Here is a 22,319-nt window from a genome sequence, read left to right as displayed (position 1 = left end):
GGTGGAGGGCGGCGCATGATTCTGTGACGCAGTCGATGAATGTCGCGGCGGATAAACAATATGACCCCGAAAACCGGGGCCATCCGTCTTGCCACGTTGCGCCTGTTTCTGCCGGATGGCGGCTGCGCCTTATCCGGCCTACGGTCCGTGCGGCCTGCCTTTAATTTGGCCTCAAACCCCCCGGTGGCGCTGCCGCTTACCGGGGCTACAGCGCTGCGCGATTTGGTAGCCCGGAGAAGGCGTAATGCGCCGCTGGGCATTATCAGTTTGTTAGCGGGTCTCGACGTTCGCCAGGTAGTGCTTCACAAAGCGCGGCGTCAGAATTTTCCACTCCACTTCGGTGCCCTGTTTAACAAACCAGCTGTCGCCCGGCGCAAAGCGCTGCGGCTCGCCGCCGGCGACGGTCAGCTCCACTTCGCCCTCCAGCACGGTGGCGTGCTCGGTAAACGGATAGGTCATGGTAAAGCTCCCCTCAGTGGACGAAAACAGTCCGCAGGTAAAGGCGTCCTGCGGCTCGCCGTAGATCATCGCGCCCGCTACCTGCGGGTCGCCGGCGGTCGGCGTCGCGCCGAGCAGGCTGACGCTGCCGATCGGCTGCAGATCAGGTACCGGGTGTTTAAGTTTAAAAGCGTGCATAGCGTTCTCCTGGTTAACTCCGGCCTTTCCAGAAACCGGCGGTTTGATGCATCAGTTTTCCGGCCGTGACTAATAACAGACGCAGGCTGTCACGGCCGTGGATGGTCGCGTGAGGAATGCTGCTTAGCAGACGATAGCGGTCGGAACCGCCGTTGATCCCTTCGGCGAGGATTTTGCACACGATGTGCGACGGGGTGACGCCGAAGCCGGAGTACCCCTGGACGTAAAAGACGTTGTTATGGTCGCGTAAGGTGCCGATCTGCGGGAACAGGTTGGCGCTACAGGCCATCGGCCCGCCCCACGCAAAATCGATCTTCACATCCCTGAGATAGGGGAAGACCTCCGCCAGCAAGGTGCGGTTCCAGGCGGCGAAATCGTTCGGCGTATACTCCACAAAGCGGGTGGCGCTGCCGAACAGCAGGCGGTTTTCCCGGGTGACGCGGTAGTAGTTAATTACCGGGCGAATATCGCTGAAGGCGCCGCGCAGCGGGCTGATGCGTTCGATCAGTTCATCGGAGAGCGGCTCGGTCGACACCTGGTAGGAGTAAGTGACCAGCGTCTTGTTGTAGATCTCCGGCTCCATATTGTTGAGGAAGCTGTCGCAGGCCCACAGCAGTTTGGCGGCTTTGACGCTGCCCATCGCGGTGCGTACCCGCACCTGTTTGCCGTAATTCACTTCCACCACCGGCGAGGATTCGAAAATCTTCACCCCCAGCGAATGGGCGGCCTGCGCCGAACCGAGCAGCATATTGAGTGAATGGATCTGGCCGCCGCCCATATGTTTCAGCGCGCCGCAGTAGACCTCGGAGCCCACCACCTGCTGCACCTCTTTTCCGGTATACAGTTCGATCTCTTCATCCGGGGTAGCGGCTTTAAACTCCTTCTCCCACTGGCGCAGCGTTTTAAGCTGTCGCTGGTTATAGGCGAGATAGCCGTAGCCGGGCACGAAATCGGCGTCGATGTTATATTTGCGGATGCGTTCGCGAATGATGCCCGCGCCGAGGTTGGCGATTTTAAACAGCGTCTCCAGCCCCTCTTTGCCGACGTGCTTTTTTACCGCTTCGATATCGTGGCCGATACCGGCCATCACCTGGCCGCCGTTGCGCCCGGTGCCGCCGTAGCCGAGATGGCGCGCCTCCAGCACCACCACGTTGGTGATCCCCTGTTCCGCCAGCTCAAGGGCGGTGTTAATGCCAGAGAAGCCGCCGCCGATAATTACCACATCGGCTTCAATATCTTCCCGTAGCGCCGGGAAATGGAGGTGATATTTCTTCGTCGCGCCGTAGTAGTTCAGCGCATCGATCTTGATGTTCATCGCGTTACCCTGTGGTCTTGCCTGGCTCAAGACCCTCATCACAGCACGCCGCGCGGGCGTTGAATATCGTCCGGAAGAATGACGTTCTTTAGAACGATAGGCTGCGGCGGGAAGCCGTGCTGTGATGGGTTAACTTTGCTGAAAAACGGGTGCTGACGATGAGCGAGATAACCTTACTGGCGGAAGTGACCGCCTTCTTACGCCAGCCGCACGGGCAGTTTATTGCCGGTCAACGTGAGGCGGGCCGCGGCGCGCCGTTCGCGGTGATCAACCCGGCGACCGGGCGGGCGATTGCCGAGGTCACCGCGGCGGATAGTGACCAGGCGGATCGCGCTATGGAGAGCGCCCGCCAGGCGTTTAGTCAGTGGCGCGAGATGCCGACGCTGGCGCGCGGCGCGCTGCTGCTGAAGCTGGCGGACACGCTGGCAGAGCATCGCGAAGCGCTGGCGCAGCTGGAAAGTCTCTGTTCCGGCAAAACTATCACGCTGGCGCGGATGCTCGAGCTGGACCAGTCGGTGGCGTTCCTGCGCTACTTCGCCGGCTGGGCGGGGAAAGTCACCGGTGAAACGCTGGATGTCTCGCTGCCATCGATGGCCGGGGAGAAATATACCGCCTTTACCCGCCGCCAGCCGCTGGGGGTGGTGGTTGGCATCGTGCCGTGGAACTTCTCCATCATGATTGCCATCTGGAAGCTGGCGGCGGCCCTGGTCTGCGGCTGCACCATCGTCCTCAAGCCGAGCGAATATACGCCGCTGACGCTGCTGCGCGTGGCGGAGCTGGCAAAAGCGGTGGGTATCCCGGATGGGGTGATTAACGTGGTCAACGGCGCCGGCGGCGAGATTGCCCAGCGGCTGATTACGCATCCGGCCTGCGCCAAGGTGAGCTTCACCGGCTCGGTGGCCACCGGTGAAAAAGTCCAGCAGTCGGCCAGCGCGTCAGGTAAACGGGTGACCCTTGAGCTGGGGGGCAAAAACGCCGCGCTGTTCCTCGATGACCTGACGCCGGAGGCGATGGTCAACGGCATTATTGAAGCTGGCTACCTGAACCAGGGGCAGATTTGCGCCGCTGCGGAACGTTTTTATCTGCCGCAGGGAAAACTGGATGCGGTACTGGCGCTGCTGAAAGACAAGCTCAGCGCTTTTGCGCCGGGGTCGCCGCTGGATGAACGGACGCTGATGGGGCCGCTGGCCAACCGCCAGCAGTATGACAAAGTTTTGCGGCTCATTCAGACCGCCCGCGACGAGGGCGATACCATCGTCTGCGGCGGCGAAGCGCTGCCGGGGGAGGGCTATTTCCTGCAGCCGACCGCGGTCAAAGTGCGCAGCGAAGAGAGCACCCTGATGCGCGAGGAGACCTTCGGTCCGGTGTGCAGTTTTATCGGCTATCGCAGTGAAGAAGAGGCGCTGGCGCGGATGAATGCCTCACCGTATGGCCTGGCGGCCAGCGTCTGGTCGGATAATATTCGTCAGGCGCTACGCTACTCGGAGGCGATTGAGGCCGGCATCGTATGGGTCAATATGCATACCTTCCTCGACCCGGCGGTACCGTTCGGCGGCATGAAGGGCTCGGGCATCGGGCGCGAATTCGGCAGCGCGTTTATCGATGATTATACGGAGCTGAAGTCGGTGATGGTGCGCTATTAATCGCCGTTCAGCGACATAATGCTGTCATGTGTCGTTTTGCGCCAGATGGGTGACACATCGTGTGCCTTCTGGCCTGCAACCCGGGCGGTGCACGGCATCGCTTCCGGGACGCTTTTCCCGTCACGGATCCTGTCTTCCCCTCGTAATCCGCCATTGCCGTAAAAAAAATCAGCAGATTATCTTTTTTGCCCGCCAGGACTTGTTTGATATTAGATAATGAGTATAGTTCTCATTCTCTTTTTCATTCGTAATTTTGGCAAGGTTCGAGCTGCGCCAGTGAGTCGTTCACTAAGAGTCGCGAAGGCGTAGGGTGACGTAAAGACAGCAGGCTGGAAACACACAATATCGGCCGCTGCTCGTCCATCGGGTCATTGATTTTTTATAGGGTTGATCCAATGAAATACACACTTCCGGCGTTGACGCTGGCCATCAGCGCGGCGTTAAGCGGCTGCGCGACGCCTCATTCCTCTGCCGTTTCCCAACCGGTTGTCGACTCGCCAGTCCCTAACGTGGCGCAACCGCTGCAGCGCCAGCTAGCGGAAGGGCTGTACGAGATGGCGTTAAGCCCGCAGGGTGATGTGCTGTACGTCGCCAGCGCTGAAGGCTTTAAAAATGTACAGGGCGGGGCGGTTTACACACTGGATCCGCACACCCTCAATACCATCGGCCTGACGCATACCGATCTGAAAAACTTCGCTTTACAGCTCTCTGCGGAGGGTAAAACGCTGTATGTCAGCAATTCGCTGGACGGCGGCATCAGCGCTATCGACACCGCCACCGGCAAGGTAAAAAACCGCCTGCTGTTCAGCGAGCGCAATGAAAAAGGTCGCCCTTATGGGGCCCGTCAGCTGCTGTTGCTGAATAATACTCTCTACGTTGGCGCGGTCGCCGACCCGGCGCAAATCTGGGTGGTTGACGCCACTACCCTGAAGCTGAAAACGCGGATTAAAAATACCGGTAAATGGATGACCGGCCTGCACTACTCCGCGCAAACCGGTCGCGTGTACGCCGCTAACGGCAGCGGTGAAATTCTGGTGATCAACCCGCGTAACCAACGCATTGAACAGCGCTGGAAGCCGCTGGGCGACAAGCCGGCGCTGCTGCTTAATATGGCCGAAGATAGCGACACCGGCCGTCTGTTCGTGACCGACAACTCGAAAGCGAAAACCACTCTGGTGCTGGATATCCACAGCGGCAAGCTGCTTAAACAGCTCGACGTCGGCGATTCGCTGGCGGTGCAGTTCAATAAGAAACGCCACGAAATTTATATTTCACAGCGTGAATCCGGCAAGGTCATCAGCCTTGACGCCAGCCGCTACACGCTGAAGAAAAGCTGGGCGCTGCCGGCCAATCCAAACAGCTTGCTGCTTTCCGCAGATGGTCAGACGCTGTTTGTCACCGTCAAACAGCCCTTCAATAAAGACCACTCCACTAAAGGCCCGGACAGCGTCGTACGTATCGACCTGAACGCGCAATAAAAATAACGGGTCCGGCGACGGGCCCTTTGATTCATTTATCCTCATCCATGGGGCAAATTATGCACACCACGCACTATTCATCCTTCCCGCTGCGTAAAACGCTGCTGGCCTTAGCCATCGGCGCCGCCAGTCAAACGGTGATGGCCGCGGACGCTGCCGCCGCGAAGCAGCCTGGCGAAGAGACCCTCATCGTCGAGGCTAACGAAACCAGCGATTTTAAATCCGGCGGCGACCTGGTGGTTCCGGCATTCCTCGATGGCCAGATCGCCCACGGCGGCCGTCTGGGGATGCTTGGCGAACAAAAAGCGATGGACGTCCCGTTTAACGTCATCGGCTATACCTCGAAGCTGATTCAGGATCAGCAGGCGAAAACTATCGCCGATGTCGTCAGTAACGACGCTGGCGTGCAGGCCGTACAGGGCTACGGCAACTTCGCCGAGACCTATCGAATCCGCGGGTTTAAGCTCGATGGCGATGACATGACGATGGGCGGCCTGGCGGGCGTGGTGCCGCGTCAGGTGATGGACACCCAGATGCTGGAGCGCGTTGAAATTTTCAAAGGGGCTAACAGCCTGCTTAACGGCGCGGCCAGCAGCGGCGTCGGCGGGATGATTAACCTCGAGCCGAAGCGGGCGGAAGATCTGCCGACCGCACGCGTTGGCGTCGACTATACCTCTGATTCTCAGGTGGGCGGCACCCTCGACCTGGGGCGCCGTTTCGGCGACAACAACCAGTTCGGCGCTCGGGTCAACCTGGTGCACCGCGAGGGTGAAGGCGCTATCGATAATGATAAACGCCGTACCACGCTGGCTTCGCTGGGGCTTGATTACCGCGGCGACCGTTTCCGCTCCTCGCTCGATTTCGGCTATCAGAAGAAAACGTTCCACGGTGGTACGATGGGCGTCAATATCAGCGGCGTGGATTTCGTTCCGGCGCTGCCGGACAACAGCAAAAACTACAGCCAGAAGTGGGGCTATAGCGATATTGAAAGCGAGTTCGGCATGGCGAAGGCAGAATATGACCTGACCGATAGCTGGACGGTATACAGCGCCCTCGGCGGCCAGCATTCGCATGAAATTGGTACCTACAGCGCGCCGAAGCTTCTGAATAAAAACGGCGATGCGACGGTGGGCCGCCTGGATACTAACCGCATTATCGACGCGATCAGCGGCATGGGCGGGGTACGCGGCGATTTCAATACCGGCGCGATTTCGCATAAGGTGAACCTCGGCTATGCGGCGCAGGTGCATACCGATGCGACCGCCTGGCGGATGTCGGCCAGGAACCCGACCACTAATATCTATGACAACCATGATGTGGCGATGCCGGATAACGCCTATTTTGGCGGCAACTACCACGATCCGCTGGTCACCTCGCGCAGCCGTACGCAGGGCTGGCTGCTGAGTGATACCCTCGGCTTCTTTAACGATAAAGTGCTGTTTACCGCCGCTGCTCGTCATCAGAAAGTGGTTGTGCGCAACTACAGCAACGCCACCGGGCTGGAAGATACCTCTTCGCGTTATACCCAAAGCCGCTGGATGCCGACGTTTGGCCTGGTGTACAAGCCGTGGGAGCAGCTGTCGCTGTATGCTAACCATACCGAAGCGCTGCAGCCGGGCTCTGTGGCGCCGACGACGGCGGCCAATGCCGGGCAGAGTACCGGGATCGCGCACTCGAAGCAGGACGAAGTGGGCGTCAAGATCGACTACGGTACGATCGGAGGATCGCTGGCGCTGTTTGAAATCAAAAAACCGAACGCCATTTCCGATACCGCTGGCAATTACGGCCTCGACGGCGAGCAGCGTAACCGCGGCGTAGAGATGAACGTCTTTGGCGAGCCGATGCTGGGACTGCGTCTTAACGCCAGTACCGTCTGGCTGGATGCCAAACAGACTAAAACCGCTGAAGGCGCAACCGACGGTAAAGATGCCATCGGGGTGGCTAACTTCTACGCGGTACTCGGCGCCGAATATGACATCAAGCCGGTGGAAGGCCTGACCGCCACCGCGCGCGTCAATCATAGCGGCTCGCAGTATGCCGATGCGGCCAATACCAAGAAGCTGGATAGCTACACCACCCTGGATTTAGGCCTGCGCTATCGTATGCGTCTGAACGCCGACCAGAACGAAATGATCTGGCGCGTCGGGGTGACCAACGTGACCAACGAGAAGTACTGGTCTGGCATTGACGATACCGGTACTTACCTGTTCGAAGGCGATCCGCGTACCGTCCGCGTCTCAATGAGCTACGAATTCTGACGCTAAAAAAAGCGGGGCGGGCGGCTGACGCTCGCCCCACGCAACTTGCGACAATCCCCCCTAAGTGATAAAAGGTGCCCCTTCGCAAAAACACACAGGGGAACGACGTGAAAGACGCGTCAACGTCGTCGGATGCCGTAGAAGAGAGCGGCCCGACGCTTCATCGCGGTTTACAGAACCGACATATTCAACTTATCGCCCTTGGCGGCGCGATTGGCACCGGCCTGTTTCTCGGCATTGGTCCCGCGATTCAAATGGCCGGCCCGGCGGTCTTACTGGGCTACGCCGTGGCCGGGATTGTCGCTTTTCTGATCATGCGCCAGCTGGGCGAAATGGTGGTGGAAGAGCCAGTATCCGGTTCCTTTGCCCACTTTGCCTATAAGTACTGGGGGCCGTTCGCCGGCTTTCTCTCCGGCTGGAACTACTGGGTGATGTTCGTGCTGGTAGGGATGGCGGAGCTGACCGCCGCCGGGATCTATATGCAGTACTGGCTTCCCGACGTGCCCACCTGGGTTTGGGCGGCGGCTTTCTTCATCATTATTAACGCCGTCAACCTGGTCAACGTACGCTTGTATGGCGAAGCGGAGTTCTGGTTCGCGCTGATCAAGGTGCTGGCGATTATCGGCATGATTGCCTTCGGCCTGTGGATGCTGTTCGGCGGCCACGGCGGCAGCAAAGCCGGGTTCGACAATCTGTGGAAACACGGCGGCTTCCTCGCCACCGGCTGGCACGGACTTATTCTGTCGCTGGCGGTGATCATGTTCTCCTTCGGCGGGCTGGAGCTTATCGGCATCACCGCCGCCGAAGCGCAAAACCCGGAAAAGAGCATTCCCAAAGCGGTCAATCAGGTGGTCTATCGTATCCTGCTGTTCTATATCGGTTCGCTGGTGGTGCTGCTGGCGCTCTACCCGTGGGTGGAGATCAAATCCGACAGCAGCCCGTTTGTGATGATTTTCCATAATCTGGACAGCAACCTGGTGGCCTCCGCGCTGAACTTCGTCATTCTGGTGGCCTCGCTGTCGGTGTATAACAGCGGCGTGTACTCCAACAGCCGGATGCTGTTCGGCCTGTCGGTGCAGGGTAATGCGCCGAAATTTCTCGCCCGCGTCAGCAAGCGCGGCGTGCCGGTGAACTCCCTGCTGCTCTCCGGAATTATCACTTCGCTGGTGGTGGTGCTGAACTACCTGCTGCCGCATGAAGCGCTGGGGCTGCTGATGGCCCTGGTGGTGGCGACGTTGTTGCTGAACTGGATCATGATCTGTATGGCGCACCTGAAGTTCCGCGCCGCCCAGCGCCGCAAAGGGCGCGAATCGAAGTTCAAAGCGCTGCTGGCGCCCGCCAGCAACTACTTCTGCATTGCTTTCCTTGGGCTGATCCTGGCGCTGATGTGCACTATCGACGGCATGCGTCTGTCGGCGATCCTGCTGCCGGTGTGGATCCTGTTCCTGTTTATCGCCTTCAAACTGCTGCGCCGCCCGGCGTAAGCGAGATGCCCCGCCGTCCGGCGGGGCTGCCTGCCTTTTTATTGTGATCCTCTTCGCAGGCGGCGCATTTGCCTGGCGATCTTCTTTTTGTAATCGATTACTTTTGTTTTGAGTGGTTTTGTAATCGATTACTTTTCTGAGGGCGAGCAACATGGTCACAACAACAGAAGGTCGGGAAAGTGTCCGCGTGAGCCACCGTTTTCTGGTGCCGCGGCTGTCGTTAATGATGTTTATGCAGTTTTTTATCTGGGGCAGCTGGTCGGTGACCCTGGGGCTGGTGATGACCCGCTATGAGATGTCATTGCTGATCGGCGATGCGTTCTCCGCCGGGCCGATCGCCTCAATCTTGTCTCCCTTTGTGCTGGGGATGCTGGTGGATCGCTTTTTCGCCTCGCAGAAGGTGATGGCGGTGATGCACCTGGCCGGGGCGGCGATCCTGTGGTTTGTCCCGCAGGCGCTGGTGGCGCAGAACGGCGCCCTGCTGATTGGCCTGCTGTTCGGCTATACGCTGTGCTATATGCCGACCCTGGCGCTGACCAACAATATCGCCTTCCACAGCCTGGCCAATGTCGATAAAACCTTCCCGGTGGTCCGCGTGTTCGGCACCATCGGCTGGATTATCGCCGGGATCTGCATCGGGGTGACCGGTATCTCTGATACCACCGGCATCTTCACGCTGGCGGCGCTCTGTTCGGTCGCGCTGGCGCTCTACAGCCTGACGCTGCCGCACACCCCGGCGCCGGCCAAAGGCATGCCGGTTCAGTTTCGCGACCTGCTGTGCGCGGACGCCTTCGCGCTGCTGAAAACCCGCCATTTCCTGATTTTCTCCCTCTGCGCCACCTTAATTTCCGTGCCGTTAGGCACCTATTACGCCTATACCGCGTCGTATCTGGCGGATGCCGGCGTCAAAGATGTCAGCACCGCGATGTCCTTCGGTCAGATGTCAGAGATCGTCTTTATGCTGGTGATCCCGTTGCTGTTCCGTCGCCTCGGGGTGAAATACATGCTGCTCATCGGCATGGCGGCGTGGTTCGTCCGCTACGCCTTTTTCGCTCTCGGAGTCAGCGAGGAGGGGCGCTTCCTGCTCTATCTGGGCATTTTGCTGCACGGCGTGTGCTATGACTTTTTCTTTGTCGTTGGCTTTATCTACACCGACCGCGTGGCGGGCGAGAAGGTAAAAGGCCAGGCGCAGAGCATGATTGTGATGTTCACCTACGGGATCGGCATGCTGCTGGGCTCGCAGATCTCCGGCGCGCTGTATAACCATCTGGTGGCCGGCCAGAGCGTGCCTCAGGCCTGGGTGACCTTCTGGTGGATCCCGGCGGTGGCCGCCGCGGTTATCGCGCTGATTTTCCTTTTCTCTTTCCAGTACAACGAGAAAGAGCCGCACTAATTTTTCAGGAGGGGGTATGAAAACGATTAAGGGACCGGGCATTTTTCTGGCGCAGTTTATCGGGACGCAGGCGCCGTTCAACACCCTGGCGGGGATAGCGCAGTGGGCCGCCGGCCTGGGGTACAAGGCATTGCAGATCCCCTGCAACCACCCGGCGATTTTTGATGTCGAGCGGGCGGCGGCGAGCCAGACCTACTGCGACGAGGTCAGCGGCATCCTGGCGGAGCATGGGCTGGTGATCAGCGAGCTGTCCACTCACCTTGAAGGACAGCTGGTGGCGGTGCATCCAACGTATGACGCGGCGTTCGACGCCTTTGCCCCGGCGGCGCTGCATGGCGATCCGCAGGCGCGCCAGCGCTGGGCGGTGGAGAAAGTGCGCCAGGCGGCGGTAGCCTCCGGCCGCCTGGGGCTGCAGGCGCACGCGACCTTTTCCGGGGCGCTGGCATGGCCCTTTTTTTATCCGTGGCCGCCGCACAATCAGCCGCTTCTGGATGAGGCCTTTGCCGAGCTGGCCCGGCGCTGGCGGCCGCTGCTGGACCTCTTCGACGAGCAGGGGGTCGATGTCTGCTATGAGATCCACCCCGGCGAAGACCTGCACGATGGCGTGACCTTTGAGCGTTTTCTTGCGCTGGTGGATAACCATCCGCGCTGCAATATGCTCTATGACCCGAGCCACCTGCATCTGCAGCAGATGGACTACTTGGCCTATATCGATATCTATCATGCGCGTATTAAAGCGTTTCACGTCAAGGACGCCGAATTTCGCCGCAATGGGCGCAATGGCGTCTACGGTGGATACCAGCCCTGGCAGCAGCGGGCCGGGCGTTTCCGCTCTCCCGGCGACGGACAGATCGACTTCAAAGGGGTGTTCAGTAAGCTGACCGAATATGATTTTGCCGGCTGGGCGGTGCTGGAGTGGGAGTGCTGCCTGAAGGATAGTGAGACCGGCGCGCGCGAGGGCAGCGAGTTTATCCGCCGCCATATCATTCCCGTTGCCGGACGGGCCTTCGATGACTTTGCCGCCGGCGGGAGGGAATAACATGATTCAGGTCGCGATTATCGGGGCAGGGTTTATTGGCCCGGCGCATCTGGAGGCGCTCCGGCGGCTGGGAGATGTCGAGGTGGTGGCGCTGTGCGACAGCCGCCTTGAGGCGGCGCAGCGCAAGGCGCGAGCGCTGAACATTGCCCATGCCTACGACAGCGTGGAGGCGCTGCTGGCCCATCCGGGGCTGCAGGTGGTGCATAACTGTACGCCGAACCATTTGCATGCCCAGATTAACCGGCAGATCCTCGCCGCCGGGCTGCACGTCTTCTCGGAAAAGCCGCTGTGTATGACGGCGGAGGAGGCGCGGGAGCTGGTGGCGCTTGCCGCCCGGGCCGGCGTGGTGCATGGCGTCAGCTTCGTCTATCGCCAGTTCGCTATGGTCCAGCAGGCGGCGGCGATGATCCGCCATGGCGAGGTCGGCAGAATCTTCGCGGCCCACGGCAGCTATCTGCAGGACTGGATGCTGCTGGAGACCGACTACAACTGGCGGGTCGATTCGGCGCAGGGCGGCGCGTCGCGGACGGTGGCCGACATCGGCTCCCACTGGTGCGATACCGTGCAGTTTATGACCGGTCGGCGGATTGTCGAGGTGATGGCGGATCTGTCTATCGTCTGGCCAACGCGTAAAGCGCCGGTCAATGGCAAAGCGACCTTCAGCGCCGTTCACGAGGCGCAGGCATATGAAACGCGGCCTGTCGATACCGAGGACTTTGGCTCGGTGCTGTTGCGTTTTGACGATGGCAGCAAGGGCAGCTTTATGGTCTCTCAGGTGAGCGCCGGGCGGAAAAACCGTCTGGCGGTGGAGATTAACGGCAGCCTCTGTTCTCTGGCCTGGGATCAGGAAGTGCCCCAGCGGCTGTGGATCGGCCACCGCGAGCAGCCGGATCGCCTGCTCAGCGATGACCCGAGCCTGCTGCGGCCGGAAATCGCTGACAGCGCCCATTACCCCGGCGGCCATATTGAGGGCTGGCCGGACGCTTTTAAGAATATGATGGGGCATTTTTATCAGGCGGTGCGCGCCGGGAAGATGCCGGCGGCCGGGGCCCGGCGCTTCGCCGCTTTCGACGACGGCGCCGATGTGATGTACATCATCGAGGCGATCGTCAAAAGCCATCAGCAGCAGCGCTGGGTCAGCGTCGAACGCTGAGCGCAGGCAGGGCGCAGGATTATTTCACCCCAAGATAGCCGTCGAGATAGGCACCGGAGAGCTCGTTGCCGAACAGGACGGCATCTTTATTTTCCATCGCATTATCCCATTTGTCGCTGGCATTGCCGGTGAAGGTGTGCTCGGTGCGGGTGCCCTGCGCCGCCTGCTGTTTGATGGCTTCCGCGGTGCGGCGGGCATCGCTTTCGCTCATGCCAGCGGCTTTATCCTGCTGCCCGCGGGCATACATTGCCGTGAAGGTCGGCAGGTTTAAACGGTAATTTTCCTGGCGGTTGACGGTGAAATTGCCGCCGACAAAATCGGAGCGGTGGGCGACGAAGGCGTAGGCATGGCGTTCCGGTGACGATTTTGACGAGGTGCAACCGGTGATCGTTGCCAGGGCACAGCTGAGGGCGAGAACCGCGGTGGAGAGCCTCATGGAGATATCATCCTTAATTATAAATGAAGAAATAGGGCGCAGGCGGTCTGTTGCGCCTCCTGCGCTAATGAGAATATGAAACGGCAAAAGGATGCGCGTTAACGGGGCGGGAGAGAAGCCCTGATTATTAATAGTTTCCCGGGACACCGTCTCGCTGAGCTACGCTTTCGCGCCAGGCTGGCAGGCCAATCAGAGGTCATTTATGATAGCCTGCAGGATCCACCTCTATCGCAGGAAGTGCAGGGTTTATGTCTATTCAGAAAATTGCTCGTCTGGCCGGCGTCTCGGTGGCCACGGTGTCGCGGGTGCTGAACAACAGCGATACGGTAAAAGCCAAAAACCGTGAGCGCGTGCTGCAGGCGATCAAAGAGAGCAACTATCAGCCGAACCTGCTGGCGCGTCAGCTGCGAACCGCCCGCAGCAATATGATCCTGGTGATGGTCTCCAATATCGCTAACCCCTTTTGCGCCGAGGTGGTGAAGGGGATAGAAGAAGAGGCGGAGAAGAATGGCTATCGCATTCTGCTGTGTAACTCCGGGTCGGATCTGGCCCGCTCGACCTCGGGCCTGCAGCTGCTCTCCGGCAAAATGGTCGACGGCATTATTACCATGAACGCGCTCTCCAGCCTGCCGGAACTGACCACCATGATTGGCGACGCGCCCTGGGTGCAGTGCGCGGAGTATGCCGACACCGGCAGCATCTCCTGCGTCGGGATTAACGACGTTGAGGCGGCTCAGGGGGCGGTATCCCGGTTGGCCGATAGCGGCCGCCGCCGCATCGCGCTCATTAATCACGACCTCAGCTATCGCTATGCCCGTCTGCGCGAGCGCGGCTATAAAAGCGTGCTGCACGTGCACGGTCTGGCGTATCAGCAGGTGACCTACGCGCAGGATCTTAGCGCGGCGGCCGGTAAACGGGCGATGGAGCAACTGCTGTCGCAAGACGAGAAGCCCGATGCGGTGTTTGCCGTTTCGGACTCCCTCGCCGCCGGGGCGCTGCGGGCTATCGCCCAGGCCGGACTGCGGGTGCCGGAGGATATCGCGGTGATCGGCTTCGATGGCACCGAGCTGGCGGAAGTGGTCTCCCCGCAGCTGACCACCGTCGAACAGCCCTCCCGGGCGATCGGCCGTACGGCGGTGTCTCTACTGATGAAACGCATCGACGATCCCGACGCTGCCGTCGAGCGGGTGATGATGGACTGGCGCGTGATAGACCGCGCCAGCGTCTGAGGATCAGCGGGAGAAGGCGCCGGTCAGCGCGCGAATATCGTTGCCGGTGGGCGTTTGATGAATGCGTAAGCCAAACTCATCCACCACGGCGAAGACATGGTCGAAAATATCCGCCTGGATCCCCTCATATTCCGCCCATACCACGGTGTTGGTGAAGCAGTAGATCTCGATCGGCAAGCCGTTGGCATCCGGCGCCAGCTGGCGCACCATCAGGGTCATATCCTGGCGGATGCGCGGATGATGGCGTAAATACTCCTGCAGATAGGCGCGGAAGGTGCCGACATTGGTCATCCGCCGCTCGTTGAGGATCGATTGCTCCCCGGCGTACTGCTGGTTCCAGGCGCTAATCTCCTCGTGGCGTGAATCCATATAGGGTTTAAGTAACTTCGCCCGGATCAGGCGCTGCTGCTCCTGTTCATCGAGGAAATGAATGCTGGTGGTGTCGATGTTAAGGCTGCGTTTGATGCGGCGGCCGCCGGAGGCCGACATGCCGCTCCAGTTTTTAAACGAGTCAGAGACCAGCGACCAGGTCGGAATGGTGGTGATGGTATTGTCCCAATTGCGCACCTTGACCGTGGTGAGGCCGATATCGATCACCGCGCCGTCGGCGCCGTACTTCGGCATCTCCAGCCAGTCGCCAAGCTTGAGCATATCGTTGGCAGAGAGCTGGATACCGGCCACCAGACCGAGGATCGGATCTTTAAACACCAGCATCAGCACCGCGGCCATGGCGCCGAGCCCGCTAATCAGGATCGCCGGTGACTGACCTATCAGTAGCGAAATAATCAGAATGCCGATAATAATCGCCGTCACCAGCTTAATTCCCTGGAATATGCCCTTCAGCGGCAGCTGAGAGGCGGCGGGAAATTTCTGCGCCAGTTTTAAAATGACATCCAGCAGCGAGAAGAAGGACAGCATGGCATATATCATCACCCACAGCTGGGCCACGGTGGTTAATATTTCCGCGGCCTCGCTGCCTTTTTGCAGCCACAGCACCGCCTGGACGTTGACGATGATCCCCTGCAGGGTAAAGGCCAGTCGGTGAAAGAGTTTATTCTGCGTGATGATTTGCAGCCACAGATGGCTGCTGGCCAGCGCCCGTTTTTCAAATGCGCGCAGGACCACTTTGTGCAATATCAGATGCACGACCACGGCGGTGAACAAGATAATGCCGAAGATAATCATCAGCGAGCGGGTGGGGGTTATTTCGATTCCTAAGGCGGCAATTTGCGATATTAATTCCTGCATAACGTCTCCTGAATATCCAGCGGGTATGATGACCGCTGGATAGCTATTATGCAAATTACCGCCGCCGGTATTACGAGGCCACCGTCGCCGGCTGTCGGTTGAGATGATGGCGCAGCCACAGCGCTATCGCCCCCAGCAACAGCATCATGGCCACCTCGACCAGCAGAAAATCAATCAGCGCCTGCGGATAGTTTCCGCCGCCGCGACGGGCCAGCGCCAGGAACAGCGAACCAAGGATAGCCGGTCCGAGACCGAGGGTCGCCTGCTGCAGGGTGCTGAGGATTGCGCTCCCGGCCCCGGCGTCGCTGGCGCTGATATCGCGCATACCAATCCGATAAAAGCTGTTGACGATCAGCGCCTGGCCATAGCCGATCAGCGCCGTGGCGGGAACCAGCGTCAGGGCGCTGGTGGCGACGCCGAAGCGGGAGAAGGTGGCGCACAGCAGCAGGAGTCCGGCGATCTGCACCGCCAGACCGGTCAGCAGGATCCGCCCCATGCTGTAGCGGGCGATAAGCCGCGGGGCATACAGCGCCGAAATAAAATAGGCCACGCCGAGGGCGATAAAGCTATTGCCGGACTGCCACGGCGCCATCCCCAGCCCCTCCTGCATGGTCAGCGCCATGCAGAACATAAAGCCGGACCAGGCGCTGAAAAACAGCAGGGCGATGGCCATCCCGAAGCGGATGCTGGTCAACTGCAGCAGACGCGGCGGCAGCAGAGGATGGTCGCCACGCTGCTGCTGGCGCAGGGCGCTCTGACGCATGGCGAACAGCAGCGGCAGGACCGCCACCAGCATCAGCTGCAGCCACAGCGGCCAGTGCAGCTCCGGACCGAGGGCCATCGGGAACAGCAGGCAGCAGAGGATCAGCGCGAGGTACAGCGTACCCTGCCAGTCAATCCGCGACGGCGTCTCGCGACGGGTTTCCGGCACATAGCGGCGGCTCAGAGCCAGCACCAGCAGGCAGATCGGCACATTGATAAAAAAGGCGTTGCGCCAGCCCAGCCCGGCGATGTCCGCCGACACCAGCCAGCCGCCGCCCATCTGACCGACGATAAAGGCGATCCCGCCGATCCCGCCATACAGGCTGATGGCCCGGGCGTGGGCGGGGCCTTTGAGGGTGACGTGCAGGGTCGCGAGGATCTGCGGCACAATCAGCGCCGCCCCGGCGCCCTGCAGGGTGCGGGCCGCCAGCAGGGCGCCGATGCTGTTCGCCATCCCGCACAGCAGGGAAGCGATGCCAAAGAGGGCGACGCCCCACATAAACAGGCGCCGGCGGCCATAGTTATCGCCAAGCTTACTGCCCATCGCCAGGCAGACGGCAAAGGCGACGCCGTACAGCGCGACGATAAGCTCCAGCTGCGTGGCGCTGGCCGCCAGGGTGTGGGTGATGGCGTCCAGCGCCACATTGGTGATCGAGGTATCAATAAGCGGCAGCATCTGGCCGCTCAGCAGCAGCAACAGACCGGCGCGGCCGGGTGAAACAGCAGACGTATTCATGGGATTCTCCATTGCGTCATTCAGCAGACCGACGTAGCATTACCGATAAATTAAACGGGTACCAGTTCCTGTCTATACTGGTATTGGCACTACTATGCTGGAGGGGTGATGACCACGATGCCGCAACGGGAGTCGACGATCGCCGTGCCGGACGATCGACGCAAACAGCTGGGGGCCTTTCTGCGCGCCCGCCGTGAAAGCCTCGATCCGCAGCGCCTGGGGTTGCCCCGGGTGGGCCGCCGGCGCACGCCGGGTCTGCGCCGGGAAGAGGTGGCGATGCTCGCCGACGTCGGCGTTACCTGGTACACCTGGCTGGAGCAGGGGCGGGAGGTGAATCCGTCGGAGGCGGTGCTGGTGGGGGTGGCGAATGCCCTGCAGTGCAGTCCGCTGGAGACCCGGCATCTGTTCGTGCTCGCCGGGCTGACCCCGCCGGAAGCCACCCAGGTGACGGTGTGCGAAGGCATCAGCCCTGGCACCCGCCGGATGCTGGACAGCCTGATGCCGCAGCCGGCCAGCATTCAGAAACCGAACTTTGATATTGTGGCGTGGAACGACAGCTTCTGCCGCCTGATGGGCATCGATTTCGCCACCCTCCCGGAAGAAGATCGCAACTGCATTTATCTCTATCTGACCCATGAGACCTGGCGCAGCCGGATCGAAAATCGCGATGTGCTGCCGACCTTCGTCTCCTATTTCCGCGCCGCGATGGCCGAGCACCGCGGCGATCCGGCGTGGGAAAACAAACTGGCGCGCTTTTTCGCCGCCTCGTCGGAGTTTGAAGCGCTGTGGCATCAGCGCTACGAGGTGCGCGGCGTGGAAAACCAGATTAAACATTTTAACCACCCGCAGCTCGGGCGATTCAGCCTGCAGCAGATGTACTGGTATTCGGCGCCGCGCAACGGCTCGCGCCTGCTGGTCTACCTGCCGATGGACGAGGCGGGCGAGCAGGCGCTGGCGTGGCTGGACCAACATTAATCACAAGGAATCAGATGGCTGGCAATATGCCATCTTCGGGTATTGCCCGGTCGGCGCTGCTGGACGGTTCCCTCTCCCTCCGGGAGTAGGGGGGAAGGCAAAGCCCTGCCGGGAAGTCTTTTATGTTATCTGTGGCTTCAGCGCACATTGCGCTCCCGGTTAGTCTTCTGCGTTATGTCTCTTACGGCGCAGGGAGCGCACAGGGGGCGGCCAGTCGCCGCCGCCCCCTGTACCCCCGGGCTCCGGCCAGCAACATCGCCACTGCGTGGTGCCTTCGACTTATCCCTGCAGGCTTCGGGTCGGGCCGAGGCAGCGTCCCTGCAAAACACGGCCCTCAGCCCGCATCCATGCGGGCTGCCCCGGCCTTCCGGGAACGTCTCAGCGATGTTGAGGCCGCAACAGCGGCAGTTTCAGTCGCACTAGTGGGTAAGTTAACGGCTGGCTGATACGGACCGTAGGCCGGGTAAGGCGCCAGCCGCCACCCGGCAATAAAGCGGCTCCGTGCCTGATATCATGCCCGGCGGCGCTGCGCTTACGCGGGCTTACGGTAAGGAGTAACAATCTGATATATAAATGGTTAAGTAGGCCGGGGAGGGCGACAGCCGCTGCCCGGCAGAAAGGCGAGCATATTAGCGAAAACAGGTTTGTCATCAGTCTCAAGGAATGCCTATGAACGTAACCCGAAAAGAGCAGCGCATTATTCAGCGCGCGCTGAATGCCTGGCAGGCCAGCGGGGAGTTAACCCCCTCGGACAGCCAGCGGCTGGCGCAAACGATGCGCGTCTCCCCCTTTGACTGGCGGCGCCTGAGCCGCTATGCCTTCTGGACCGCGCTGGCCTGCGTGCTGATTTCCCTGGGCAGTCTGTTCGCCGACAGCGAGCTGGTGGCGTGGCTGCTGAGCCTGTTCAGCCACTCGGCGCTGATGCGGATCCTGCTGCCTGCGCTGCTGGCAGTCGTCTGCTACGGCTGGGGTTTTCGCCGCCAGCGGCGGGAGACGCAGTGGCACTACAGCACCGAGGCGATTTTGTTTCTGGGCGTCGTCTTTACCGCGGTGGCGCTATGGCAGCTTGGCGAACGGCTGGATAACGGCAGCGGCCATATCGCACCGCTGTTTCTGGCCGGATGCGTGATTTACGGTGCCATTGGCTATATTGCCCGCTCCGGGCTGGTGTGGCTCTTTTTTCTGCTGGCGCTGGGCAACTGGTTCGGCGCGGAAACCGGCTACGTCTCGGGGTGGGGCGCCTACTGGCTGGGCATGAACTACCCGATTCGCTTCGTCCTGTTCGGCGGCGCGCTGCTGGCGCTCTGCTACGGCGCGCAATCCCTGCTTCGCCAGCGGCAGCTGTTTACCGTCAGCAAGGCGATGGGCCTCACGTACCTGTTTATTGCGCTGTGGATCATGTCGATTTTCGGCAATTACGACGCAGACAGCTGGTACCAGGTGAGCCAGGCGCGACTCCTGCCGTGGGGGCTGCTGTTTGCCGTAGCGGCCGGCGTCTGCATTTTTATCAGCCTGAAAACCGATGACGGAATGCTGCGCGGCTTCGGACTAACCTTCCTGGCGATCAATCTCTATACCCGTTTCTTTGAGTTTTTCTGGAACGGGATGCACAAGGTGCTGATTTTCCTGATCCTTGCCGTCTCGCTGGCGGTGATTGGCCGCTATGCCGAGCGCATCTGGCATGCCGGCGAAGGGCAGGTGGAGAAAAAATAAGCTCGCGTTGAGAACGCTAACCACTCAGGCCGCGCTCAGTCGCGGCCTTTTTTCATCCCTGATTCCAGTTTTAGCGCATTTTTCTGCGATTGGCTGCAAATGAGCATAGGCTTGCCGGGTATCTCAAAGATTAGCCTTTAAGGCAATTTGTCTTATATGCTAACATCCAGAGGAAGGGAGTCTGATGTTCAGATTGGTTGTGCATGTGGACGTTAAAAAGGAATTGCAGGCGCTTCCGCCCATTGTCCAGGCGAAGATGATCCGGCAATTAGACAAGTTACGCCAAAATCCCACCGCGCTGAGAGAACCTGACAGTAAACCGCTGGGGCAGGGGCTATTTGAAATTCGTGCGTTAGGTTCGGTACAGGGGCGAGGGATCTACGTTTTTCAGCAAGGCAAGACGCTCTTTCTGCTACGGGTTTTTGTCAAGAAAACGCAAAAAACCCCGTCATCGGAAATTCGCCTGGCGCTGAAGCGATTAGAGGAGATGCGCAATGAGTAAAAAGATCATTGACTGGGATACGTTAAAAACAGAACTGCTTGGCCAGCCTGAGGTTCAGGCTGCATTCGATGCGCAAGAACGTCAACAGCGATTACGTACTATGCTGGCGCAATGGCGCGAGCAGGCGGGGCTAACCCGAGCCCAGGTGGCGCAGAGGATGGGGGTGAGTGCGCCGACAGTCTCCAGAATGGAAGCCAATATCACCCGCGCCAGTCTGGATACCTTAACGCGATACGCGTTAGCCTGCGGTATAAAGCACCCGCAAGTTTTACTTTACTAACGCGCTCGGTGGCTATTCACTTACCGGCGCAAATTAACGACAGGTCGCACGGGCCGTAGGCCGGGTAAGGCGTAGCCGCCACCCGGCATAAAAGCCGCTCCGCGCCCGCAGCCCCTGCCCGGCGGCGCTGCGCTTGCGCGGGCCTACGTTGAGGGGTAACAATCTGATAGAGAGATGGTTACGTAGGCCGGGTCAGGCGTAGCCGCCACCCGGCAATAACAAGCGGCACCAGAGGCGCCCGGTGAAAGGCGCCTGGTGGAGAGATTAAATCTCGGTAATGGTCGTCGACTGCGGCAGACGCGACTTCGGCAGGGTAGCGTTGAAATCCTCCACGCTATGGTGGCCGACCGGGACCACCACCAGGCTGGTGTAGCCCTGGGCTTTCAGGTCAAATTCCTCATCGAGGATCGCAAAATCAACCCCTTCGATCGGCACGGCGTCGAGGCCCATCGCCGCTACGCCCAGCAGGAAATTGCCGACGTTGAGATACACCTGTTTCGCCATCCACTGATCGTCATCTTTCAGCTCTTTGCGGTGCATATCGGCAAAGAAGGTGCGACCCTTGTGGTTAGCGGCTTTTGCGTCCGGGGTGGCGAAACGGCCATCGGCCTCTTCCTGATCCACCACGCGCTGCAGCCAGGCGTCGTCCATCGCGGTTTTCGCGCAGAACACCACCACGTGCGAGGCGTCGAGAATTTTACGTTCGTTGAACACGTAGGTGCCGCTGGCGGCTTTCGCCACGCGAGCTTTGCCTTCATCGGTGCTGGCGACAATAAAGTGCCACGGCTGGGAGTTGGTGCTAGACGGGCTGTACTGCAGCAGCGTTTTCAGCTGTTCCGCTTCCCCGGCAGTCAGCTTTTTCGTGGCGTCAAAGGCCTTGGTGGAATAGCGCTTCAAAGCGACCGATACGATATCCATAACTCTTCCTCACAGTTTACAGCACCTTACCGGTGCGTTCAGGAGAGGAAGAGTACAGCGAAGATCGCAAAATGATAAGGGTGAAAAATGCGATAACACTTATCGCATTTGGCTGAAAATCAGCGCGGACGCAGGCGCTGCTGCGCCTTTTTACTCAGCTTGTTCACCACCTGATGCCACGAATCGTCAATCAGCTCGGCCAGCAGATCCTCGCTGATATCCTCTCCTGGCACCACCGTGATCCAGTGTTTCTTGTTCATATGGTAGCCGGGTTCGATACTGCGATAAATTTGCTGATTCAGCAGCGACTTCTGCGGCTCGGCCTTGAGATTGACCAGCGCCCGCCCGCGAATAGTCATGGTGATCATAAAGATGCGGCTGTCGACCTTAAACACGTCGTACTCTGGCCCAAAGGGCCAGCAGTGTTCGGTAAACGGGTAGGTCAGGGCGATACGGTGAGCGCAGGGATGCAGTGTTTCCGGCGTCATTATGCGTCCGCCTCATGCAGGGCGTGCCACATGGCTTCAAAGCCGAGGGCGATAATCTCCCGGGCGCGCTGCGGATCGTGGCTGGCGAATTCGATGGTGGTTTCCGCCAGCGACAGAAACAGGGCGTCGCCAAAGGCGCGGTACGCCTCGCTGAGGAATATCTCTTTCACCGACAGCTGGCACATTTCGTTGAGCTCCGGAAAGCTCTCTTTTACCTGGCGGCGGGTTTCGTCGGTGATGCGCTCGCTGAGCGCCATCCGGCGGATCGCTTTGTGCTCCATCGGGTTGCGCACGCCCCAGTCGATATAGCTGTTCCAGATATTGCGCGCGTTCTCTTTCGGGCGCTTCTCGTCCGGATCCAGCCCGGCGATCATTGTGCGCACCAGGCGCAGCTTAATCGCGAGGTACAGCTCGTTGAGCAACTCATCCTTGGTGGCGAAATAGCGAAACAGCGTTCCCTCGGCCACACCGGCGCTGCGGGCGATGGCCGACGTCGAGGCGGCTATGCCGGACTGGGCGAAAGCCACGGTGGCAGCTTCCAGTAACGCTTGCTTTTTATCTTCACTCTTTGGACGAGCCACTACTTTTTTCCTCACGCAGGTTTAAACAAACCGCCGATCTTGGCACGTCTGA

The 22,319-nt window shown here is 60.0% G+C and carries 20 protein-coding genes; 12 read left to right on the top strand and 8 right to left on the bottom strand.

Features of this window, described 5'->3' with window-relative positions:
* Positions 1-270 precede the first annotated feature (270 nt).
* A complete protein-coding gene (locus KB890_RS07745; RefSeq protein WP_002892824.1) occupies positions 271-636 on the bottom strand; it encodes a cupin domain-containing protein in 366 nt (121 codons plus the stop codon).
* A gap of 13 nt (positions 637-649) precedes the next feature.
* Positions 650-1,951, bottom strand: coding sequence for an NAD(P)/FAD-dependent oxidoreductase (locus KB890_RS07740; RefSeq protein WP_004176990.1), 1,302 nt, complete (start codon positions 1,949-1,951; stop codon positions 650-652).
* 158 nt (positions 1,952-2,109) lie between these two features.
* On the opposite strand from KB890_RS07740, the gene KB890_RS07735 reads away from it, so the two are divergent.
* From KB890_RS07735 to KB890_RS07705, 7 genes are all read left to right on the top strand, one after another.
* Entirely contained in the window at positions 2,110-3,594 is a 1,485-nt protein-coding gene (locus KB890_RS07735) for an aldehyde dehydrogenase family protein (RefSeq protein ID WP_004178887.1), read from the top strand.
* A gap of 395 nt (positions 3,595-3,989) precedes the next feature.
* A complete protein-coding gene (locus KB890_RS07730) occupies positions 3,990-5,072 on the top strand; it encodes a YncE family protein (protein WP_020323723.1) in 1,083 nt (360 codons plus the stop codon).
* A 59-nt stretch (positions 5,073-5,131) separates the two neighbouring features.
* Entirely contained in the window at positions 5,132-7,330 is a 2,199-nt protein-coding gene (locus KB890_RS07725) for a TonB-dependent receptor (RefSeq protein ID WP_020323731.1), read from the top strand.
* Between the two features lie 107 nt (positions 7,331-7,437).
* Positions 7,438-8,814, top strand: a complete 1,377-nt coding sequence (gene pheP / locus KB890_RS07720) for a phenylalanine transporter (RefSeq protein WP_004178890.1) — start codon at positions 7,438-7,440, stop codon at positions 8,812-8,814.
* A 187-nt stretch (positions 8,815-9,001) separates the two neighbouring features.
* On the top strand, positions 9,002-10,207 hold the full coding sequence (locus KB890_RS07715) for an MFS transporter (RefSeq protein ID WP_004198867.1): 1,206 nt from the start codon (positions 9,002-9,004) through the stop codon (positions 10,205-10,207).
* A 16-nt stretch (positions 10,208-10,223) separates the two neighbouring features.
* Entirely contained in the window at positions 10,224-11,246 is a 1,023-nt protein-coding gene (locus KB890_RS07710; protein WP_020323729.1) for a sugar phosphate isomerase/epimerase family protein, read from the top strand.
* A gap of 1 nt (position 11,247) precedes the next feature.
* Positions 11,248-12,399 carry a Gfo/Idh/MocA family protein gene (locus tag KB890_RS07705; protein ID WP_004183287.1) on the top strand — a complete coding sequence of 384 codons (1,152 nt, stop codon included), beginning with the start codon at positions 11,248-11,250 and terminating at the stop codon, positions 12,397-12,399.
* 19 nt (positions 12,400-12,418) lie between these two features.
* On the opposite strand, the gene KB890_RS07700 is transcribed toward KB890_RS07705, so the two are convergent.
* The gene (locus KB890_RS07700; RefSeq protein WP_022631232.1) at positions 12,419-12,835 is read right to left on the bottom strand and encodes an Exc2 family lipoprotein; all 417 of its coding nucleotides are present in this window, start codon (positions 12,833-12,835) and stop codon (positions 12,419-12,421) included.
* 248 nt (positions 12,836-13,083) lie between these two features.
* On the opposite strand from KB890_RS07700, the gene KB890_RS07695 reads away from it, so the two are divergent.
* Complete coding sequence (locus KB890_RS07695) at positions 13,084-14,064, top strand: LacI family DNA-binding transcriptional regulator (protein WP_004176981.1); 981 nt, start codon at positions 13,084-13,086, stop codon at positions 14,062-14,064.
* A gap of 3 nt (positions 14,065-14,067) precedes the next feature.
* Here the strand turns inward: KB890_RS07695 and KB890_RS07690 are convergent, their stop codons facing one another.
* Positions 14,068-15,312, bottom strand: coding sequence for a mechanosensitive ion channel family protein (locus tag KB890_RS07690; RefSeq protein WP_004142570.1), 1,245 nt, complete (start codon positions 15,310-15,312; stop codon positions 14,068-14,070).
* Between the two features lie 70 nt (positions 15,313-15,382).
* Positions 15,383-16,810, bottom strand: coding sequence for an MFS transporter (locus KB890_RS07685; protein ID WP_009308097.1), 1,428 nt, complete (start codon positions 16,808-16,810; stop codon positions 15,383-15,385).
* 108 nt (positions 16,811-16,918) lie between these two features.
* Here KB890_RS07685 and KB890_RS07680 point away from each other — a divergent pair, with 108 nt between their 5' ends.
* From KB890_RS07680 to KB890_RS07665, 4 genes are all read left to right on the top strand, one after another.
* Positions 16,919-17,785 (top strand): helix-turn-helix transcriptional regulator, encoded by an 867-nt coding sequence (locus KB890_RS07680; protein ID WP_004151823.1) that lies wholly within the window; start codon positions 16,919-16,921, stop codon positions 17,783-17,785.
* A gap of 669 nt (positions 17,786-18,454) precedes the next feature.
* Positions 18,455-19,498, top strand: a complete 1,044-nt coding sequence (locus KB890_RS07675) for a DUF2157 domain-containing protein (RefSeq protein ID WP_020325241.1) — start codon at positions 18,455-18,457, stop codon at positions 19,496-19,498.
* A gap of 184 nt (positions 19,499-19,682) precedes the next feature.
* A complete protein-coding gene (locus tag KB890_RS07670) occupies positions 19,683-20,000 on the top strand; it encodes a type II toxin-antitoxin system RelE/ParE family toxin (RefSeq protein ID WP_004142563.1) in 318 nt (105 codons plus the stop codon).
* Positions 19,993-20,280, top strand: coding sequence for a helix-turn-helix domain-containing protein (locus tag KB890_RS07665; protein ID WP_004142561.1), 288 nt, complete (start codon positions 19,993-19,995; stop codon positions 20,278-20,280). The genes KB890_RS07670 and KB890_RS07665 overlap by 8 nt, the downstream gene beginning before the upstream one ends.
* A gap of 264 nt (positions 20,281-20,544) precedes the next feature.
* Here KB890_RS07665 and nfsB read toward each other — a convergent pair whose 3' ends face one another.
* From nfsB to KB890_RS07650, 3 genes are all read right to left on the bottom strand, one after another.
* On the bottom strand, positions 20,545-21,198 hold the full coding sequence (nfsB, locus tag KB890_RS07660; RefSeq protein ID WP_004178896.1) for an oxygen-insensitive NAD(P)H nitroreductase: 654 nt from the start codon (positions 21,196-21,198) through the stop codon (positions 20,545-20,547).
* A 119-nt stretch (positions 21,199-21,317) separates the two neighbouring features.
* On the bottom strand, positions 21,318-21,686 hold the full coding sequence (locus KB890_RS07655) for an MmcQ/YjbR family DNA-binding protein (RefSeq protein WP_020325252.1): 369 nt from the start codon (positions 21,684-21,686) through the stop codon (positions 21,318-21,320).
* Complete coding sequence (locus KB890_RS07650; protein WP_020325240.1) at positions 21,686-22,267, bottom strand: TetR/AcrR family transcriptional regulator; 582 nt, start codon at positions 22,265-22,267, stop codon at positions 21,686-21,688. The genes KB890_RS07655 and KB890_RS07650 overlap by 1 nt, the downstream gene beginning before the upstream one ends.
* Positions 22,268-22,319: the final 52 nt, after the last annotated feature.

This window comes from Klebsiella sp. P1954, assembly GCF_018199955.1.
GTDB lineage: Bacteria > Pseudomonadota > Gammaproteobacteria > Enterobacterales > Enterobacteriaceae > Klebsiella > Klebsiella pneumoniae.
This window is presented reverse-complemented; position numbering and strand designations above follow the sequence as displayed.

Bases quoted from the DNA above. Each gene is read 5' to 3' on its own strand.
- KB890_RS07655 (WP_020325252.1), bottom strand. From the start codon at position 21,686: ATGACGCCGGAAACACTGCATCCCTGCGCTCACCGTATCGCCCTGACC.
- KB890_RS07670 (WP_004142563.1), top strand. From the start codon at position 19,683: ATGTTCAGATTGGTTGTGCATGTGGACGTTAAAAAGGAATTGCAGGCG.
- KB890_RS07735 (WP_004178887.1), top strand. From the start codon at position 2,110: ATGAGCGAGATAACCTTACTGGCGGAAGTGACCGCCTTCTTACGCCAG.
- KB890_RS07690 (WP_004142570.1), bottom strand. From the start codon at position 15,312: ATGCAGGAATTAATATCGCAAATTGCCGCCTTAGGAATCGAAATAACC.
- KB890_RS07725 (WP_020323731.1), top strand. From the start codon at position 5,132: ATGCACACCACGCACTATTCATCCTTCCCGCTGCGTAAAACGCTGCTG.
- KB890_RS07710 (WP_020323729.1), top strand. From the start codon at position 10,224: ATGAAAACGATTAAGGGACCGGGCATTTTTCTGGCGCAGTTTATCGGG.
- KB890_RS07730 (WP_020323723.1), top strand. From the start codon at position 3,990: ATGAAATACACACTTCCGGCGTTGACGCTGGCCATCAGCGCGGCGTTA.
- KB890_RS07695 (WP_004176981.1), top strand. From the start codon at position 13,084: ATGTCTATTCAGAAAATTGCTCGTCTGGCCGGCGTCTCGGTGGCCACG.
- KB890_RS07740 (WP_004176990.1), bottom strand. From the start codon at position 1,951: ATGAACATCAAGATCGATGCGCTGAACTACTACGGCGCGACGAAGAAA.
- KB890_RS07705 (WP_004183287.1), top strand. From the start codon at position 11,248: ATGATTCAGGTCGCGATTATCGGGGCAGGGTTTATTGGCCCGGCGCAT.
- KB890_RS07700 (WP_022631232.1), bottom strand. From the start codon at position 12,835: ATGAGGCTCTCCACCGCGGTTCTCGCCCTCAGCTGTGCCCTGGCAACG.
- nfsB (WP_004178896.1), bottom strand. From the start codon at position 21,198: ATGGATATCGTATCGGTCGCTTTGAAGCGCTATTCCACCAAGGCCTTT.
- KB890_RS07680 (WP_004151823.1), top strand. From the start codon at position 16,919: ATGACCACGATGCCGCAACGGGAGTCGACGATCGCCGTGCCGGACGAT.
- KB890_RS07665 (WP_004142561.1), top strand. From the start codon at position 19,993: ATGAGTAAAAAGATCATTGACTGGGATACGTTAAAAACAGAACTGCTT.
- KB890_RS07745 (WP_002892824.1), bottom strand. From the start codon at position 636: ATGCACGCTTTTAAACTTAAACACCCGGTACCTGATCTGCAGCCGATC.
- KB890_RS07675 (WP_020325241.1), top strand. From the start codon at position 18,455: ATGAACGTAACCCGAAAAGAGCAGCGCATTATTCAGCGCGCGCTGAAT.
- KB890_RS07685 (WP_009308097.1), bottom strand. From the start codon at position 16,810: ATGAATACGTCTGCTGTTTCACCCGGCCGCGCCGGTCTGTTGCTGCTG.